This window comes from Allobosea sp. Root381, assembly GCF_001429395.1.
Classification (GTDB): Bacteria; Pseudomonadota; Alphaproteobacteria; order Rhizobiales; family Beijerinckiaceae; genus Allobosea.
In genome coordinates this window covers 77782-95872 of sequence record NZ_LMJT01000043.1, presented here as the reverse complement: position 1 = coordinate 95872, position 18091 = coordinate 77782, and the positions used below count along the sequence as shown (strand labels likewise).

The 18091-nt window shown below is 69.2% G+C and carries 16 protein-coding genes; 7 read left to right on the top strand and 9 right to left on the bottom strand.

The annotated features are described in order from the left end of the window. Positions 1–4 precede the first annotated feature (4 nt). Genes ASE63_RS24735 through ASE63_RS24725 form a run of 3 tightly spaced genes read right to left on the bottom strand, consistent with a single transcriptional unit; the run spans position 5 to position 3161 of the window. Positions 5–1408, bottom strand: coding sequence for a dipeptidase (locus ASE63_RS24735; protein ID WP_056808044.1), 1404 nt, complete (start codon positions 1406–1408; stop codon positions 5–7). Further along, positions 1405–1782 (bottom strand): hypothetical protein, encoded by a 378-nt coding sequence (locus ASE63_RS24730; protein ID WP_056808042.1) that lies wholly within the window; start codon positions 1780–1782, stop codon positions 1405–1407. Before ASE63_RS24730 ends, ASE63_RS24735 begins: the two co-directional genes overlap by 4 nt. Next, positions 1782–3161: an acyclic terpene utilization AtuA family protein gene (locus ASE63_RS24725; RefSeq protein WP_056808160.1), complete on the bottom strand. Its 1380-nt coding sequence runs from the start codon at positions 3159–3161 to the stop codon at positions 1782–1784. The genes ASE63_RS24730 and ASE63_RS24725 overlap by 1 nt, the downstream gene beginning before the upstream one ends. A gap of 134 nt (positions 3162–3295) precedes the next feature. Here ASE63_RS24725 and ASE63_RS24720 point away from each other — a divergent pair, with 134 nt between their 5' ends. After that, entirely contained in the window at positions 3296–4198 is a 903-nt protein-coding gene (locus ASE63_RS24720) for a LysR family transcriptional regulator (protein WP_056808040.1), read from the top strand. A gap of 122 nt (positions 4199–4320) precedes the next feature. Continuing rightward, positions 4321–5958 carry an FAD-dependent monooxygenase gene (locus ASE63_RS24715; RefSeq protein ID WP_056808037.1) on the top strand — a complete coding sequence of 546 codons (1638 nt, stop codon included), beginning with the start codon at positions 4321–4323 and terminating at the stop codon, positions 5956–5958. Here the strand turns inward: ASE63_RS24715 and ASE63_RS24710 are convergent. Next, positions 5930–6244, bottom strand: coding sequence for a hypothetical protein (locus ASE63_RS24710; RefSeq protein ID WP_056808035.1), 315 nt, complete (start codon positions 6242–6244; stop codon positions 5930–5932). The two genes, ASE63_RS24715 and ASE63_RS24710, sit on opposite strands and share 29 nt — an antisense overlap. A 389-nt stretch (positions 6245–6633) precedes the next feature. Here ASE63_RS24710 and ASE63_RS24705 point away from each other — a divergent pair, with 389 nt between their 5' ends. Both ASE63_RS24705 and ASE63_RS24700 read left to right on the top strand, forming a co-directional pair. Then, a complete protein-coding gene (locus tag ASE63_RS24705) occupies positions 6634–7779 on the top strand; it encodes an amidohydrolase (RefSeq protein ID WP_056808033.1) in 1146 nt (381 codons plus the stop codon). Between the two features lie 111 nt (positions 7780–7890). After that, positions 7891–8670, top strand: coding sequence for an SDR family NAD(P)-dependent oxidoreductase (locus tag ASE63_RS24700; RefSeq protein WP_056808031.1), 780 nt, complete (start codon positions 7891–7893; stop codon positions 8668–8670). A gap of 24 nt (positions 8671–8694) precedes the next feature. Here ASE63_RS24700 and ASE63_RS24695 read toward each other — a convergent pair whose 3' ends face one another. The 4 genes from ASE63_RS24695 to ASE63_RS24680 are packed head-to-tail and all read right to left on the bottom strand — an operon-like array spanning position 8695 to position 12976. After that, positions 8695–9618, bottom strand: a complete 924-nt coding sequence (locus ASE63_RS24695; protein ID WP_056808028.1) for a serine hydrolase — start codon at positions 9616–9618, stop codon at positions 8695–8697. 35 nt (positions 9619–9653) lie between these two features. Next, positions 9654–10466, bottom strand: a complete 813-nt coding sequence (locus tag ASE63_RS24690) for an ABC transporter permease (RefSeq protein WP_056808159.1) — start codon at positions 10464–10466, stop codon at positions 9654–9656. Positions 10467–10470: 4 nt separating this feature from the next. Beyond that, positions 10471–11406: an ABC transporter permease gene (locus tag ASE63_RS24685; RefSeq protein ID WP_056808026.1), complete on the bottom strand. Its 936-nt coding sequence runs from the start codon at positions 11404–11406 to the stop codon at positions 10471–10473. Between the two features lie 43 nt (positions 11407–11449). Continuing rightward, a complete protein-coding gene (locus ASE63_RS24680; protein WP_056808024.1) occupies positions 11450–12976 on the bottom strand; it encodes an ABC transporter substrate-binding protein in 1527 nt (508 codons plus the stop codon). Between the two features lie 117 nt (positions 12977–13093). On the opposite strand from ASE63_RS24680, the gene ASE63_RS24675 reads away from it, so the two are divergent. The 3 genes from ASE63_RS24675 to pgm all read left to right on the top strand — a co-directional run bounded on the left by ASE63_RS24675 (position 13094) and on the right by pgm (position 16645). After that, complete coding sequence (locus tag ASE63_RS24675) at positions 13094–13969, top strand: LysR family transcriptional regulator (RefSeq protein ID WP_056808022.1); 876 nt, start codon at positions 13094–13096, stop codon at positions 13967–13969. Next, on the top strand, positions 13966–14841 hold the full coding sequence (locus ASE63_RS24670; protein WP_056808020.1) for a LysR family transcriptional regulator: 876 nt from the start codon (positions 13966–13968) through the stop codon (positions 14839–14841). Before ASE63_RS24675 ends, ASE63_RS24670 begins: the two co-directional genes overlap by 4 nt. Positions 14842–14995: 154 nt before the next feature. Further along, the gene (pgm, locus tag ASE63_RS24665) at positions 14996–16645 is read left to right on the top strand and encodes a phosphoglucomutase (alpha-D-glucose-1,6-bisphosphate-dependent) (protein ID WP_056808018.1); all 1650 of its coding nucleotides are present in this window, start codon (positions 14996–14998) and stop codon (positions 16643–16645) included. A gap of 276 nt (positions 16646–16921) precedes the next feature. Here the strand turns inward: pgm and ASE63_RS24660 are convergent, their stop codons facing one another. Continuing rightward, positions 16922–17977 carry a hypothetical protein gene (locus tag ASE63_RS24660; RefSeq protein ID WP_156410593.1) on the bottom strand — a complete coding sequence of 352 codons (1056 nt, stop codon included), beginning with the start codon at positions 17975–17977 and terminating at the stop codon, positions 16922–16924. Between the last annotated feature and the right edge of the window lie 114 nt (positions 17978–18091).

The window sequence follows — 18091 nt, the reverse complement described above, 5'->3', positions numbered from 1 at the left end:
GGCTTCAGCGCCCGTCCTGCCGGAAGGCGGACGGCGGGAACTGCGCCAGCTCCTGCAGGAGCAACGGCCAGGCCCGCAGCCCGAGCGCGATCGAGGGGATGTGGAAGAACTCGTTGGGGGCGTGCACGTCCTCGTCCGGCAGGTTGAAGCCGAACATCAGCGTGTCGAGGTCGAGCATCTCCTTGAAGATCGCGGTGATCGGCACGGTGGCGCCGAGGCGCACATGCACCGGCTCCTGGCCGGAGGTCGCCTGCAGCACGCTCGTCGCCGCCTGGACCAGCGGGTGGTCGGCGGCGAGCGTCGAGGCCGGCGAGCCGCCGCCGATCGTCTCGAAGCGGACAGCGACGCCGGGGCGTGCCGCCGCCAGGATATGATCTTTCAGCGCCTGTGCAACCTGCTCCGGGTCCTGCCCGGGGGCGAGCCGGATCGTGATCTTGGCGCGTGCCTCGTCGGGGATCACGGTCTTGCTGCCGGCGCCGGTATAGCCGCCCCACATGCCGTTGACGTCGATCGCCGGGCGCAGCGTCAGGCGCTCGCGAATGGTGAAGCCCGGCTCGCCTGCGGCGATGCCTCCGACATCGGCGACGAAGGCAACCTCGTCGAAGGGCAGGGCGGCCGTGTCGCGGCGGTCCCGCTCGCCGAGCGGGGCGACCGCATCCATCAGCGCCGGGATGGCGATGGCGCCCTCGCTGTCGTGCAGGCTGGCGACGATCGCGGCGAGCTCATGCAGCGCGTTGCGGACCGAGCCGCCATAGCGGCCGGAATGAAGCTCCTTTGCGGCGGTGCGGACGACGAGCTCCAGCTTGGTCAGGCCGCGCGCCCCGACATTGATCGTCGGCACGGTCGGGCTGGCGCGGCCGCCATCCGCCGAGATCATCGCATCGGCCTTGAGCAGGTCGCCATACCGGCGGACGATCTCGTGCAGGCTCGGGCTGCCGGTCTCCTCCTCGCCCTCGATGAACAGCTTGATGTTGACCGGGCAGCGACCCTGGACCGCGAGGAAGGCGGCTACCGTCTCGATCGCGATGGTGGTCGAGCCCTTCACGTCCGAGGCGCCGCGGGCATAGAGCCGGCCGTCGCGCACCGTCGGCTCGAAGGGCGGCGTCTTCCACAGCGCCAGCGGGTCCGGCGGCTGCACGTCGTAATGGCCGTAGACGATGATGGTGGGTGCGCCCGGCGCGCCGAGCCAGGCGCCATAGACCGCCGGCTGGCCGCCGCCGTCGAGCAGCTGCACGTCGTTGAGCCCGATCCGCTTCAGCCAGTCGACGAGGAAGGCGCGCGTATCGGCCATGCCCTGCGCATAGGCGGGGTCGGTGCTGACGCTCGGCAGGCGCAGGAACGCGTTCAGCCGTTCGAAGACGGCATCGTGCTGCTCGCGCAGGTGCTGGACGACGGGTTCGGCGCTCATCGCGGCTCTCCGGGCATGGGTTGCGGCTGGGGCGGCTCTTCCGCGCCGAGCATGCCGGCTGGCAGCGCGATGCTGGCGGAGAGCAGGAGGAAGGACAGCGTCTTGCCATGGCCGTCCAGCCCGAGGCTGCCGTTGACGCCGCCATCGAGCACGTCGTCCAGGACGAAGTTGAAGGCGCGGAGCTTCGGCAGTTCGTAGCGCCTGACCGCCGAGGGCTGGCGCTCGCGGAAGACGGCCGTGACGAAATCCGGGGTCAGATGCTCGCTGAGCGGCCGGTAGAAGCGCTCCTCGCGGCAGACCACCGCGATGTTGAGCCGGTTGCCCTTGTCGCCCGAACGCGCATGGGCGAGTTGGTAAAGCGGAACCGCCGGCATCAGGGTACCTCCAGCATGGAGACTTGGGGCGAGACGAGGTCGCGCGCGATCAGGCAGGAGGTGCTGCGCAGGCGCGGCGTCAGGCGCTTGCGGACGCCGCCGCCGCCTGCGGGGCCGGCGCAGTAGAGGGCCTCGACCTCGTCGAGCAGGCACTCGGCGGCGGCGCCATCGGTCGTTTCGGCCGCGAAGCGCACGCGCAGGTCGGCGTTGCCGGAGACCGGCGTCGCCGCCGCCAGCATCGCACCCGCACTGTCGCCGAACACGCTGACGCTGCCGATCAGATCGGCGCGGATCTGAAGTGCAGGATGGAAACGCGCCATGCGCTTCGTCACCGTCTCGATGGCGAGCCCGGCGCGCGCGCGGGCATTGGGGCCGGTATAGGAGATTTCGGCCTCGGCCAGGAGGCCGCCATCGATGCAGATGGTCGCCTTGAGCGTATTCGGCGCAGCGTGCCCCCGCGCACCTTTCACGCTGACGCGGTCGCGGCCGATCTCCTCGATCTCGACATCGGTGAGGTCGAGCACGACGTCCGGCGTCAGATAGGCCGCCGGGTCGTGGATTTCGTAGAGGATCTGCTCGGTGACCGTGCGCCGGTCGACCAGCCCGCCCGTCCCGACTGGCTTGGTGACGACGAAGCTGCCGTCGCGCTCGACCTCGGCAAGGGGGTAGCCGAGCGTATCCATGCCCGGCACGTCCTTGATGCCGGGATCGGCGAAATAGCCTCCGGTCACCTGCGATCCGCATTCCAGCAGATGTCCCGCCAGCACGCCGGCCGCGAGCCGGTCCCAGTCGTCATCGGCCCAGCCGAAGCTGTGCTTCAGCGGCCCCAGCACCAGCGCCGGATCGGCGACGCGGCCGGTGACGACGATGTCGGCGCCGCGCGAGAGCGCCTCGGCGATCGCCTCGGCACCGAGATAGGCATTCGCCGCGACGATCTCCGGCTCGCCGCGGAGCAGGTCGCCATCGCTCTCGAACCGGGCGAATTCCGCGGCGGTCAGCTTGCTGCGCAGGTCGTCGCCCTCGACGACCGCAATCTTGATCTCAGGCCAGCCGAGCTCCTTCCCCCATTGCCGGATCTTGGCGGCCGCACCGCGAGGGTTGGCGCCGCCGAAATTGCCGACGATCCTGATGCCCGCGGCGATGCAGGGGGCCAGCGCCGGCATCAGCAGGCGCTTGAGGGCGGGCACCTCGCCACGGGAAGGGTCCGCCAGCCGGTCGAGCTGGGCGAGCGCCAGAGTGCGCTCGGCAAGCGTCTCGAAGATCAGGAAGCGTGGCCCGTCATGGCGGGCGAGCGCCTCGATCAAGGGGCCGGAGGCGTCGGCGCGATCGCCGGCGAAGCCTGCCGCTGCTCCGATCCACACCTGTTGCGCCACACTCACCACCTGTCATCCCACGCTCGCGCCGCCGGGAAGGGCGCGACGCCGGAAAAAGGTGGAGTCCCATTCAAAAAGTCAAATAATGGAAACAGATTTTATCATAGGGTATGCCTATATATCTCTGCCGGAACGCTTCGATGAATCTCACCATCAGGCAACTCGAAATCCTCGTCGCCATCGGCGATACGCTCAGCCTGACCGGGGCCGCCGAGCGGCTCGGAGTCTCCCAGCCTTCCGTCAGCGAGACGCTGCGACGCGTCGAGAGCGAGCTCGGCTGCAAGCTCGTCGACCGCACCACGCGCCACCTCGCCCTGACCCATGAAGGCCAGCACGTCGTCGCCAGTGCGCGCGAGGCGGTCCGCAGCCTGGCCGGCACCTTCGAGGCGATCGCGCGACGGGGGGAGGGCGTCCGCGGCCGGGTTGCGATCGCGGCCTTGCCCTCCGTCGTCTGCACGCTGCTGCCGCCCGTCTTCAGGTCGTTCCGGAAGCTCTTTCCGGGCATCGAGGTCCAGGTTCGCGATACGCTTCAGGACCGGGCTTTGGCGATGCTGGAGAGCGGCGTCGTCGACTTCGCAATCGTCGGCAGGCCGGCGAGCTCCGGGCCCTTTCTCTTCGAGGAGATCGCGAGCGATCGGCTTTCCCTCGTCATGTCGCGCCAGCATGCGCTCGCTGCTCGCGAGAGCGTAGGCTGGACCGAACTGGCCAAGCTTGATTTCATCGCCATCTCGCCCGCCTCCTCGGTCCGGCGGCTGACCGATGCCGGCTTCATTCACGCCAATCTTCCCGTCGCCCCCGCCTATGAGGTCGACCAGATTTCCTGCGCCGCCGCCCTTGCCGCGGCGGATCTTGGCGTCACCGCGCTGCCGACGATGACTTTTGCGATGTTCACGCATGAGGCGCTGTCCATGGTCCCGCTCGTCGATCCGACGATCAGGCGAAGCATCGGGATCGCCTGGCTCAAGAGCCGCCCGCTCTCGGCCAGCGCGATCAAGTTCGTCGCGGCTCTGCGGTCGGACCAGGCGTCGCGGCCGAGCGCCTGAGGCTTCCGAACGCGCAGCTTTTCCGGCGCAGCGACCCGACTGCGGCGAGATGCAGGTTGCGTTGAGGCCCTCCCTTGCCAATTCTGGCCCCGAGTGACCCATCGTCAGCAGGGACATGCCTCATGCCTCGGACTTCCGCATCCATCCTGGTCGTTGGTGCCGGCCCGGTCGGGCTTTCGCTGGCGATCGAGCTCGCCCGGCATGGCGTGCGGCCGACCGTGATCGACATTGCGCTCGAACCCTCGCCCTTTTGCCGGGCGATCGGCGTGAGCCCCCGAACGCTCGAGATCTTCGAGGCGATGGGGGTGGCGCGGGAGGTCGTCGGTGCCGGTTTGCGCATCACCGGGCGCCGCGCTGTCATCCATCGCGGGGCGGATGAGATCGTCCATGACGAGACGGTCGATCTGAGCGACCTGCCCTATGCGCAGTATGGCGTTCCGCAGAACCGGACGGAGGAGGTGCTGCTGGACAAGCTGCGGGAGCTCGGCATCGCGCCAGAGCGCGGGTGCCGGCTGGCCGCTCTCGCCGAGATGGACGAGGGCGTCACGGTCGAGCTGGAGCGGCAGGGACAAGCCGAGCGCCGGCGTTATGACTGGGTTGTCGGCTGCGACGGGGCGCACAGCGCGGTCCGCAAGGCGCTCGGCATCGCCTTCGAGGGCGAGGCCTTTCCCTTCGAATTCATGCTCGGCGACGTCGCGATCGATTGGGACCTGCCGCGCGGCATGACGCTGCAGGCGATCAGGCCCGCGACCGATGCGCCGCCCGACTTCTTCGTCGCCATTCCCTTGCCGGCGCGGGGCCGCTACCGGGTATCGATGATGGCGCCGGTCGAGACTGAGGGCGAGCCGGCCGAGGATGTCGCCCATGGCATCCAGTCGGACCGGCCGGGCGCGACGCTGGCACAGCTCCAGGCGGTCTCGGACCGGCTGCTCCCCGGCCGGCCGCAGCTCTCGGATATGCGCTGGTCGTCGATCTTCCGCATCAGCATGCGGCTGGCGGAGCGCTATCGCTCAGGCAATGTCTTCCTGGCCGGCGACGCCTGCCATATCCATCCGCCGACCGGCGGCCAGGGCATGAACACCGGCATCCAGGACGCCGCGAACCTCGCCTGGAAGCTCGCTCTCGTCTGCCGCGACCTGGCCCCGGCTGCGCTGCTCGACAGCTACGAGGCCGAGCGGCAGCCGGTCGCTCTCGCCGTGATCGAGGACACCGTCAAGCGCAGCGTCGGCCTCGGCAAGCCGGCCGAGCCGCCGCACCGGCTCCATGACACGCAGCTGCTCGTCAGCTACGCCGGCGGCCCGCTGGCGCCGGAAGCGGCCGGTGGCGGCCCGGCGCCGGGGGATCGCATGCCCGACATTCAGGGGCTGCGGCAGGTTGGAATAGGCTTCCCCTTGCGTCTGTTCGACCTGACGCGCAGCCCGGGCTTCACGCTGCTGGCTTTCCCGAAGGCCGGGGAATTCGCGGAGGTCGAGGCGCTCGCCGCACGGCTTGCCGCCGCCTGGCCCGGCTGTTTCGCGACCGTGGCCATCCTCCCGGCCGGTCAGGCCTGGGACGACCCGCCCGGCATCGCCGTCGTCGAGGACGCTGGCGATGCCGTGAACGGCCTGTTCGGCGGAGAGCCGCCCGCTCTCCTGCTGCTGCGGCCCGACGGCTATGTCGCCTTCAAGGGCGCGATGGCGGCCGAGCCGCTGCTCGGTTACCTGCAGGAGGTGATCGCCCTGCGGCCTCCCGTCACGGACAGGCGAAGCCACCGCGCGTAGGCACGCAGCGCGAGCCGTTCGGCAGGTTGAGCGCGCCGGAGCCGTCGCGGCGGACATATTCGCCGTTCGGCAGCGTGAACCCGCCGCGCTGATCGACCTGCACCTGGGTTCCGTCGGGCAGGGTGAGGCCGCCCTGGCCGTCATCGGCGATGAGCTTCGCAGAGGCAGGGCCGCCACCTGCCGGCGCGGGCGGCGCCAAGGGCGCGACGACGCGCGACTGCCCGACGCAGCCGGCGGTGAAGAGGGCAAGCCCGACGGCGCTTGCGACGATGAATCCGCGACTCATGATGAAACCAACCTCCGATTGATTGCGTGCTGAAAATGGCTGACGGCACGGCCCGCCGATGGGCCCGTGACTCCTTGTCGGCATGCCCGGCCGGCCGTCTCCGATAGGTCCAAGCTGCCCCAGCGCGGCCGTTTTGTCAGCCCTTCGTTGTCGATTCGGATTCCGGAGGGGCTCGCCATGCGCGCCGGAGACGCGCATGGCGACGTGTGAGCGCGGCACGCGACGCGTCGATTTCGCCGATATTGCGGGCGGAGGACGTCGGTTTCCCGTCTCGTCGAGGGGGGCGGAAGCATGTCGCCTGCGCGCTCAGTGCGGCTTGCGAAGGGGCGGGCGGCCGATGCAGTCTCCGGCGCAACGAAGCAGGCGGCGCTTACGCCGGGGGAGTTTTCATGTTCCTGACGAATCAGGATGTCGTCGATCTCGTCGCTTTCCGGCAGGCGCTGCATCGCAGGCCCGAAATCTCCGGCGAGGAGCGCGAGACGGCGCTGGCTGTGACACGCTTCCTCGATTCGAGCGCGCCTGACCGCGTCGTCACCGAGCTCGGCGGCCATGGCGTCGCGGCGATCTTCGAGGGCGCCGAGCCCGGCCCCACGGTTATGATCCGCTCCGAGCTCGACGCCCTTCCGATCGAGGAACTGTCGGAGAGCGCGCATCGCTCGCAGGTCCCCGGCAAGGGGCATCTCTGCGGCCATGACGGCCACACCGCGATCCTTGCGGCCGTTGCCCGCGGGCTCGGCCGGCAGCGCCCGAAGCGCGGCCGCGCGATCCTGCTGTTCCAGCCGGCCGAGGAGACAGGCGCTGGCGCCGCGGCGGTGATCGCGGATCCGAAATTCGCGGAGATCGCGCCCGACTACGCCTTCTCCCTGCACAACAAGCCCGGCTTCGGGCTCGGCCACGCCCGGCTCTCGGCCGGGCCGGCGAACTGCGCCTCGCGCGGGCTGAAGATCGTGCTGACGGGGGAGACCTCGCATGCCTCGACGCCTGAGCACGGCGTTTCGCCGATGCGGGCGGTGTCGCAGCTGATGCCGGCGCTGACCGCCCTCGGGCCGGGTGGCGAGCTCGACGCCTCCTATGCGCTCGTCACCGTCACCCATGCGGTCATCGGCGAGGCCGCCTTCGGCATCGCACCTGGCCGGGCCGAGATCTGGGCGACGCTGCGCACCGTCGCGGATGCGCAGATGGGGGCGCTCTGCGAGCGTGCAGAGGCGCTGGTCCGCGAGATCGCCGCCGCCGACGGCCTGCAGATCGCCCTGGAGTATCACGACGTCTTCCACCACTGCGAGAATGACGCCGAGGCGGTGGCGCTGCTGCGCCAGGCCTTCGACGAGGAGCGCATCCCGCATGATGAGACCGAGCCGAGCCGCGGCTCGGAGGATTTCGGCCTGTTCGGGCGGGGGGCGAAGTCGGCGATGTTCCAGCTCGGCTCGGGCGAGAATTCCCCGAAGCTGCACAATCCGGATTTCGACTTCCCCGACGCGCTGATCGATCCGGGCTCGCGCGTCTTCATGCGCGTCCTGCGCAACATGCTGGGCTGAGGCCCCGGCAAAGTGCGCCGAGCTTGACGCGCCGGACCGTGGCGGGCCCTATTCCTGCGGGGCTTTTCCTCCCCCGGACCAAAACCGACCAAGACCGCCTGGAGCCGGCTGATGAGCGCGACCTATGATCTCTCCGGCCGGTTCGCCATCGTCACCGGCGGGGCGGGCGGGCTCGGTCGTGGCATCGCCCGCGCCCTGCTCGGCGCCGGGGCCAAGGTGGAGCTTTGGGACGCGAATGGCACGGCGCTCCTTGAGGCCGCGGCGGATCTCGGCGGGGAGGTCGCAGTCCGCATCGTCGACATCACCGATGCGCTGGCGGTCGACCGCGCGGCCGGGGCGGCATTCGACGGCCATGGCCGGGTCGATATCCTGATCAACAATGCCGGCGTGCTCGGCGAGGTGAAGCCGATCTGGGAGACCTCGCCGGAGAATTTCCAGCGTGTGCTGCAGGTCAATCTCTTCGGCGCCTATCTGGTGACGCGCGCTGTCGTCGGGCGCATGCGCCAGCAATCGACGCGCGCCTCGCTCACCCCGCATCCGCTGCGCGGCCATGTCGTCAACATCGCCTCGATCCAGGGCAAGGAGGGCATGGCGCGGGCCGCGGCCTACTCCGCCTCCAAGGCGGGCCTGCTCGCGCTGACCAAGAGCGTCGCCAAGGAGACGGCGCAGGACGGCATCGTCGTCACCGCCATCACGCCTTCCGCCGCAGAGACGGCGATGGCGAAGGAGATCTCGGAGGAGCGCCGCGCCGAGATCCTCGGCCGCATCCCGATGGGGCGCTTCGTCGAGGTCGAGGAGGTGGCGCGGATGGTGCTCTGGCTCTCCTCGGACGAGTGCTCCTATGCGACCGGCGGCATCTTCGACCTGTCGGGCGGCCGGGCGACGTACTGAGCCGCAGTCGTCGCGCGGACGACGTTAGCCTGTCTTTGCGATCTCTGCCGCCGCGATCGCGCCGAGGGCCGGCAGGAAGCCGTCATCCTCGGCGATCGCCTCGCCCTGCGTGAAGACGGTGAGCACGAAGTCCTGCCCGCCGGGCAGGATCGCGCGCAGGGCGTCGTGCCGCCGGAACTGGGCGCGCTCGTCGCCGAGCCAGCGCGTCCGCCCGGCCTTGGACCAGATCTGGGTTCCCTCCGGCAGCGTGCTGCCGAGATAGCCGAGCAATTGATAGGCGCCGCGGCCGCGGTCCGGGCTGTTGGCGTCGCGGGCGAGAAAGTCCCGGATGATGGCGAGCCGCGCCGGCGGCAGCAGGGCGGATTCGCTGAAGATCTCGTGCATCAGCCGTGCCATGGCGATCGGCGTCAGGCAGTTGTGCCCGACAGGCGAGTGGTCGAGAGCCTGTTTCTCGCGTCCGTAGCGCAGGTCGTCCATCAGCTTCTGGTCGAGGTTGATGCCGGCGAGTTCAGACCAGCCCAGCCCGGCGAAGATGCGGTTGATTTCCTGGCGCCGCTCGCGCCAGCGCTCCATCTCCGCCTCGTCAAGGAGCGTGTCGCCGGTCGTGCCGGTGAGCAGGTCTATGATGTAGTTCGTCGCCGAATTGGACGACCACAGGATCATGTCGCGCATGGCGCGGTCGAGTTCGGCATGCGCGGAAAGCCGGCCGTCCTCGAGCCGTAGCTGCGCGGCGACGAGGTGGAACACCTTCACCAGCGAGCAGGGATAGGCCCGCCAGTCGGCGCGCAGGGCCGCGCCTTGCGGCCTGCCGCCATCCGCTCCGGGCCGGAGCAGGACATAGGCGAACTGCTCGATGGGAATGTTACGCGCGGCATAGATCGGGGCGGCATGCGCCTCGAGCAGCGCGCCGATCCGCTGCAGTTCGGCATTGTCGGTGAAGAAGCTCATGGCCGTCTCGCGATATGGCGGAAGGAAGAAGCGCCTCAGCCCTTGGGCCGGAGCGCGGTGTCGAGGCCCTCGCCGATCAGGGCGAAGGCGACGCCGGTGTAGATGATGGCGAGGCCGGGAGCGGTCGCGATCCACCAGGCGTCGAACAGGAACTGGCGGCCGTCGGCGATCATCAGCCCCCATTCCGGCGTCGGCGGCTGGATGCCGAGGCCGAGGAAGGAGAGCGAGGTCACGGCCAGGATCGTCAGCACCACGTCGGCCATGGCGAAGACGATCGCGGGCGTCACCGCATTGGGCAGGATATGCGCCGCGATGATGCGGCGGTCGGTGGAACCGAAGCTGCGCGCGGCCTGCACATATTCGAGCTCGCGCAGCACCAGCACCTCGCCGCGGGTGATGCGCGCAAACGAGATCCAGTTCACCAGCAGGAAGGCGAGGTAGAGATTAGCCTCGCCCGGCCCGAGCACGCCGACGATGGCGATCACCAGCACATGGAAAGGGAAGGCCCAGAAGATGTCGGTGATGCGCATGATCACCGTGTCGACGCGCCCGCCGACGAAGCCGGACAGCGCGCCGATCGCGATGCCGAGGACGGCCGGGGCCGCCACGCAGACCAGCGCGACCCGCAGGTCCACCAGCCCGCCGGCCATGACGCGCGAGGCGACGTCGCGGCCGAGATCGTCCGTGCCGAACCAGTGCTTCGCCGAGGGCGGCTGCAGCGTGTTGCCGTAGTCGACCAGGAAGGGGTCGTGCGGCGTCCAGAGCTGCCCGAGCCCGACGAACAGGCAGAGCAGCAGGAGCATGGCGAGGCCGACGAGGAGCGTCGGATCGAGGCGGCGCTTGCTCATCGCGTCAGTCCAGCCGGATGCGCGGGTCGGCCAGCGCATAGGCGATGTCCGTCGCGAGATTGATCAGGACCACCAGGACGGCGAAGACGACCGTCAGCCCCTGGATCATCGGGTAGTCGCGGGCGAAGATCGACTCGACGAAGAGCGAACCGAGCCCGGGCAGCGCGAAGACCGTCTCGATCACCACCGTGCCGCCGATCACCCAGCTGGTATGGGCGCCGAGCACCGAGATCGAGCTGATCAGCGCATTGGGCAGCACATGGACGCGCATCGTGCGCGCCGTGGCGTTGCCCTTGGCGCGGGCGGTGGTGACGTAGTCCGAGCCCAGCACGTTGAGGATGCCGCTGCGCAGGCTGCGGATCGTCAGCGACGCCGTCGCCAGCGCGATCACGAAGGCCGGCAGCGTCAGGTGGTGCAGGCGTTCGAGCGCGCCGTTGCCGTAGCCCGAGGTCGGGAACAGCGGCACCCAGATGGCGAGGACGACGACGAGCACGAGCCCGAGCCAGAAGGAGGGGATCGCGAGCAGAACCGTGAAGACGAGCTTGATCAGGATGTCGGCCGGGCGGTCGCGCTTCACCGCGGACCACAGCGCCAGCGGGATCGTCAGCACGACCGCGATCACGGTCGAATAGGCCACGAGCCACAAGGTCGCCGGCAGGCGCTCCAGCACCAGTTTCGTCACCGGCTGGCCATAGACCACCGAGCGGCCGAGGCTCCCGGAGAGGATGTCGCCGAGGAAGAGCAGGTATTGCCGCCACAGCGGCAGGTCGAGGCCGAGCCGCTGCTTCATCGCCGCGATCTCCTCGGGCCCGCCGCGCGCGCCGAGGAGAAGCGTTGCCGGATCTCCCGGCAACGCCCGCAGCAGGAAGAAGCAGGCCAGCGTGATGCCGAAGAGCACCGGCACGAGCTGGACGAGTCGCTTGAGGATGTAGGTCAGCATGATCAGCAGCCAGGGGGCAGGGCGGCGCGAGGCCGCCCCGGCCTCACTTCAGCTTGACGTCCTCCAGCCGGAAGTTGCCGGTCGGCAGCACCTCGAACCCGCTGACATTGCTGCGATGGGCGTAGGATGTGCCGGGATAGAACAGGAAGATCGAGGGCGCGCCCTCATGGGCGAGCTTGACCATCTCCTTGAACATCGCGCCGCGCTCCGGCCCGTCCTTGGTCGCGCGCTCCTTCTCGTAGAGCTCGTTGACGCGCTCGCTCTTCCACTCGGTGTGGTAGGCATTGGCACGCTCGGGATTGACGATCAGGAAGCCGGCCATCTGGTCAGGGTCGATCGTGTCGCTCGAGGCATAGGAGACCGCCATCTCGTAGTCGCCGGCCTTGGTGGTCGACCAGTGGGTGCCGCCCTCGACGAGCCGGATTTCGGCGGTGACGCCGATCTGCCCGAGCGCGCTCTGCAGCGCCTGTCCGAGCTGGCGGTGCAGCGGCCGGCCGGAATGTACGAGCAGCGAGGTCTTGAAGCCGTCGGCATAGCCCGCTTCCTTGAGCAGGGCCTTGGCCTTGGCGACATCATGCGCATAGGGCTTGAGGTCGGGGTCGGCATAGGCCATCGGCGGCATCGGCGAGTTCGCGACCTTGCCTGCGCCGTAGAGCAGCGCCTTGACCAGCCCTTCCTTGTCGATGGCGTAGTTCAGCGCCTGGCGGACGCGAACGTCGTCGAAGGGCTTCTTCTTGGTGTTCAGCAGCACGAAGTCGGTGCGAAGCACGTTTGCGACCTCGGTCTTGATCGCACCGGAGCGGCCGAGGCTCTGCATCTGGTTCAGCGGGATCTCCAGCGCGGCGTCGATCTCGCCGGCCTGCAGCTTGAGCACGCGGCTGTTGCCCTCGGGCAGGACGAGGATCTCGGCGCCGTCCAGGCTCGGCTTGCCGGGCTGCCAGTAATGCGCGTTCTTCTTGAGCGACAGGCCCTGGCCCTTGTTCCAGGCGGCGACCGTGAAGGGGCCGGAGCCGATCGGCTTCTCGAAGAACTTGTCGGGCGCCGCCTCGAAGGCCTTCTGCGGCAGGATCGCCGAAGAGAACAGCGCGAGATTGTTGAGCAGTGGGGTGAAGACCTTCTTCAGCTTGAGCACGACGGTGCGCTCGTCGGGCGTCTCGACCGTGTCGATGCCGGAAAAGAAGCGCTTCCAGTTCGAGGCGTCGCTGCCGGCCCGCTTCAGGGAGAAGGCGACGTCGGCGGCGGTCACCGGCGTTCCGTCCGAGAACTTCGCCTCGCGGAGTTTGAACGAATAGGTCAGCCCGTCCTCGCTGACGGTCCAGCTCTCGGCGAGGCCGGGCTCCAGCTTCGTCGCGTCCGTGCTGGGGCGCAGCAGCGTGTCGTAGATCAGGAGCTGCGCGTGGATCGAGGGATTGTCGCTCGTCGCGATCGGGTCGAGCGAGATCAGGTCTTGCGTCTGCGCCAGTTTCAGCACGCCCTGTGCGGAGGCCGAGAAAGGTGCGACGATCAGCGCCGGGCCCATCACGGCGAGCGCGAGCGCGGCGGCCGACACCATGGAGCGGAATGTGGTCATGGAGATCCCCTGATTTTGGCCGCTGCTGCGTGGCGGCAGCTTGCACCCTCCCACAGCCGTGCCTAGTCTCGCCAATGAAACATTCGGCAAGTTCTTCGACCGGATGGAATAGGCGCGATGAAGCTCAACGCCCTGCATGTGATCGACGCCTTCGTCCGGCTGGGTGGCACCGGCGAGGCCGCACAGGGCCTCGGCATCAGTCAGTCCGCCGTCATCAAGTCGCTGCGGCAGGCGGAGCAGGAGCTCGCTCTCAGTCTCGTCGCGACCGTCCAGGGGCGGCTGACCCCGACGCCCGAGGCGCTGGAACTGACCCGGCTGGCGCGGCCGAGCTTCGCGGCGCTGCGCCGGGCGCGCCACGAGGCGGACATGATCCGCGTCGGCATGGCCGACCGGCTCCGCATCGCGACCGTCCCGGGCCTGGCCCACAGCATCCTGCCGCCTGCCATCGCCGGCGCGCGCCTGGCCTTGGATGACCGCGCCGCCGTCGAGGTGATGTTCGACCATGTCCGCGACCACCTCAGCGCCGCCGAGGCCGATCTTGCGATCTCCTACGGCCCGATGGCGGTCGAGGGCCTGAGCGATATCGCGCTGCGCTGCAGCCCGCTGGTCTGCGTACTCGACGAGGCGCATCCGCTTGCCGAAAGCGAGGTGCTGACGCGCGGCGATCTCGAAGGCGCGCGGCTGATCAGCTACGGCCCGGACGGCGTCAGCCGGTCCGACAGCTTCCAGGAGGCGTTGGGCCAGGCGGGCCTCGCCGACCGGATCGCGATCACCGTCCGGCATACCGACACGGCCTGTCATCTGGCGCGCGAGGGCGTCGGCATCGCCGTCGTCGACGGCTTCGTCATCAGCAGCGGCCTGACGGAAGGGCTCGCCGTCCGCCCGCTCGAGAACAGCCCCCTGGTCACCGCCTATGCGCATCACCGCGACGGCGCCCCGCTCGACCGCGCCGCACGCATCCTGCTGGACCATCTTTCGGCGGCGGGCGCATGAGCACGCTGACGCCCTCCCACGCCATCGTCCTGCGCACGGTCGAACGCTGCGGCACGACGGTGGAGGCCGCGCGCCAGCTGCACCTGACGCAATCGGCGGTCAGCAAGATCATCGCCCGAAGCGAGGCCAGCCTCGGCATCGCGGTCTTCGACCGCCGCGACGGCCGCCTCGTGCTGCGCCCGCAGGCGCGCGCCCTGTTGCAGGCGCTGGGCAGCGTCGAGGGCGAATGGCGCGCCCTGCGCGACGCCGTCGGAGACCTGCGCTCGGGCCGGGCGCTGCCGCTGCGCATCGCCTCGACGCCCAGCATCGGCCAGGGCCTGATCGCGCAGGCCATCCGGCGGCTGGTCACCGAGTATCCGCAGGCCCGCATCGAGCTGATCATGGGCGATGCGCCGACCGAGCTGTCGCAGGGCTCGGCCGATCTCGGCGTGATGTTCTCGCCCCGCGTCACCGACGACATCGCGCTGACGCCGCTGGCCCGCGCCTCGATCATCGCTCTCGTCCGCGAGGATGATCCGCTAGCGAACCGCGGCGCGGTCAGCCTGCCCGAGCTCAGGCAGCGGCGGCTGATCTGCTTCGACCGCGAGAAATCGCCGCTCGGCTGGCTGATCGCCCGCGCGCATGAGGCGGCGGGGCTCGACTACGCCCCCTTCATGACGGTGCCCTACAGCATCTCGGCGGCGCATCTCCTGGCCAGGCAGGGCGACGTCATCCTGATCGACAGCCTGCTGACGCAGGCGCAGCGTTTCGAGGGGCTGGTCAAGCTCACCGTCACGCCGGAGCTTCCGATCACGATCTGCCTGATGACGCCGCGCAGCCGGCCCCTGTCGCGGCTCGCCGCCCGCTTCGTCGAGATCCTGACCGAGGCGTGAGCATTCTGGGGCGATGCGAGAACCTTGCTCGCGCCACAAACTCGCCCCCCTGCTCGCGCAGTGAGGCGCTCCGCCCCGCTTCCGCCGGCGGGAACGGATACTTCATATCGGCATTGTAGAAGCCGCCATGCCGATCTGCCGCTGAGGAAAATCGATGACGTCCACCGTTAGCCCGCTCGCCGGAAAGCCCCTCGATCCCAGCCAGCTCGTGGACGTCGCCAAGCTGACGAAAGCCTATTTCGACCGGCTCGACCCGGCCGAGGTCGCCCAGCGCGTCGCCTTTGGCACCTCGGGCCATCGCGGCTCCTCATTCCTGCTTTCCTTCAACGAGGCGCATATCCTGGCGATTGCCCAGGCGATCTGCCTCTACCGCGCGGAAAAGGGCATCGACGGCCCGCTCTTCCTCGGCATCGACACCCATGCCCTGTCGCGCCCGGCCTTCGAGACCGCGCTCGAGGTCTTCGCCGCCAACGGCGTCGTCACCATGGTCGACGAGAACCTGCGCTTCACGCCGACGCCGGTGATCTCGCATGCGATCATCACCCATAACCGCGGTCGCTCCTCGGGGCTCGCAGACGGCGTGGTCATCTCGCCCTCGCACAACCCGCCGGCCGATGGCGGCTTCAAATACAACATGCCGCATGGCGGCCCGGCCGACACCGATGCCACCGGCTGGATCGAGCGCAAGGCCAATGCCCTGCTGGAGGCGAAGCTCGTTGGCATCCGGCGGATGCCCTACGAGAAGGTGCTCGCCTCGGAATACGTCCGGCGCCACGGCTATCTCGCAGCCTATGTCGCAGACCTCGCCAGCGTCGTCGACATGGACAGGATCCGCAGCTCCGGCGTCAGCATCGGCATCGATCCGCTCGGCGGCGCCGGCCTCGACTATTACGCGCCGATCATCGAGCGCTACGGCCTCAACGCGACGGTGGTCGACGCCACGCTCGACCCGACCTTCGGCTTCATGAGCGCGGATTGGGACGGCAAGATCCGGATGGACTGCTCCTCGCCCTATGCGATGACCAGCCTGATCGGCATGAAGGACCGCTTCGACGTCGCCTTCGCCAACGACACCGACGCCGACCGGCACGGCATCGTCACCCGCAGCGCCGGGCTGATGAACCCGAACCACTACCTCGCGACCGCGATCGACTATCTCTTCACCCATCGCCCCGGCTGGCGCAGCGACGCCGCCATCGGCAAGACCATCGTCAGCAGCGCGATGATCGACCGCGTCGCCGGCAAGCTCGGCCGCCGGCTGGTCGAGGTCCCGGTCGGCTTCAAATGGTTCGTCGTCGGCCTCTCCGACGGCAGCTTCGGCTTCGGCGGCGAGGAGAGCGCCGGCGCCTCCTTCCTGCGCCTCGACGGCACGAGCTGGACCACCGACAAGGACGGTATCATCCTTGGCCTGCTCGCCGCCGAGATCACGGCGGTCACCGGCTCCGATCCCGGCGAGCGCTACGCCGCGCTGACCCGAGAGCTGGGCGCGCCGCTCTATGCGCGGGTCGATGCGCCCGCGACGCGCGAGCAGAAGGCCGTGCTCAAGACGCTGTCGCGCGCGCAGGTCGCGACCGATACGTTGGCCGGCGAGCCGATCACCGCCGTGCTGAATGAGGCGCCGGGCAACGGCGCCGCGATCGGCGGGGTCAAGGTCGTCACCGCCGATGGCTGGTTCTGCGCCCGTCCCTCGGGCACGGAGGAGGTCTACAAGATCTACGCCGAGAGCTTCCGCGACGAGGCGCATCTGCGCGCGATCCAGGAAGAGGCGCAGGCGATCATCAACGCCGCCTTCAAGGCGGCTTGAGCTGTTCGTCATTGCGAGAGCAGCGAAGCGATCCCAGGGGGCGTCTAGCTCTGCACTCCTGGATTGCTTGGTCGCTTCGCTCCTCGCAAGGACGGTGAGGCGGGCCCAACCACCCACAGCCCTCATCCTGAGGAGCGGGCGAAGCCCGCGTCTCGAAGGATGCTCCATGGGGCGCGGGAGCCTGCTGGACCATCCTTCGAGACGCCGCTTCGCGGCTCCTCAGGATGAGGGCTGACGGACCTTTCTGATCAGGACTTCAGCAGAGGCTGCAATGCCTTACGCACCCGATGCGGCCTTCATCGGCGGCTCGAACCCGTCCGGCGCCATGGCCTCGGCCGCCTGGCGGCTGCGCGACATCGCCTCGATCAGCTGGCGGTTGGAGTGCTCGAGCGTGCCGACATGGTCGATATGGTGGCGCAGGTCGTTGCGCAGCTGGGTGTTCACCCCGGTCAGGAAATCGGCCTTGGACTGCAGCGCCGAGACCTTGATGTCGAGGTCGTAGACGCGCTTGTCGCGCTGGGCCAGATCTTCGGTCAGCCTGCGTTCGCGCTCGGCCGATGCGGCGGCCTGGACCTGGAGTTCCTTGATCGTCTGGGCCGAGACGACGATGCGGGCCTGGGCCTGGGTCGATGCCTCGCCGGCGGCTTCGCGCTCACCGCCCATCTTCTCCGTCAGGCCGGTCAGGTCGCGCTGCAGGCGCTGGTTTTCGCCGTCCGCGGCGACGAGGTCGGAGCGCAGGATCGCGACCTCGCGCGACAGGTTCTGCGCCACCGAGGATTTTTCCTGCAGCTTCTGCTCGATCACCTGGCGCTCCTCCGCCAGTCGCTGGAAGCGCGAATCCGCGGTGGCGAGCTTCTGCAGGAGCCCGTTGAACTCGCCCTGCAGCTTGCCGTGGTCGGTCTCCAGCGTGGCGAGCGAGGCCTGCGTCTGGTCGAGCGTGGCCCGGCTGCGCTGCAGCTCCTCCTCGTAGCGCATCGCCAGCGGGCGGTAATGGCCGAGCTCGCTCTGGAGCCCCGCGATTTCGCGGTCCTGCCGGTTGGTGATGCCGCGCAACTCCTCGATCAGCGCCGCCTGGTCCTGCGAGGTCTGGATGAATTTCGGCAGGATCTGCTGCATGGTCGCGGTGCGCGTCATCAGCAGGTCGAGCTGCACGGACCAGTTCGAGATCTTGGCGAACTCGCTCTGGAGCTCGTTGGACTGCTCGTTGATCGCGGCCATGAGCTGGCCGACCTCATGGGTCCGGGCTGGCGACGGCGCCTCGGCAATCGGTGCGGGCTGCTCGCCTGCCTCGTTGGCGGCGCCGTGCGGCGCGAAGGCCTGCGGCTGTCGCATCGCGGGTTCGCCGCCCTCCATCGGCGCCGGCAAGGCGGCTCGCGGAAGCGCGGGGTCGCGAGGGGGCGCGTCGCCGCGTCCGCCCATCAGACGTTTGAGACTCGTGCCGAACAT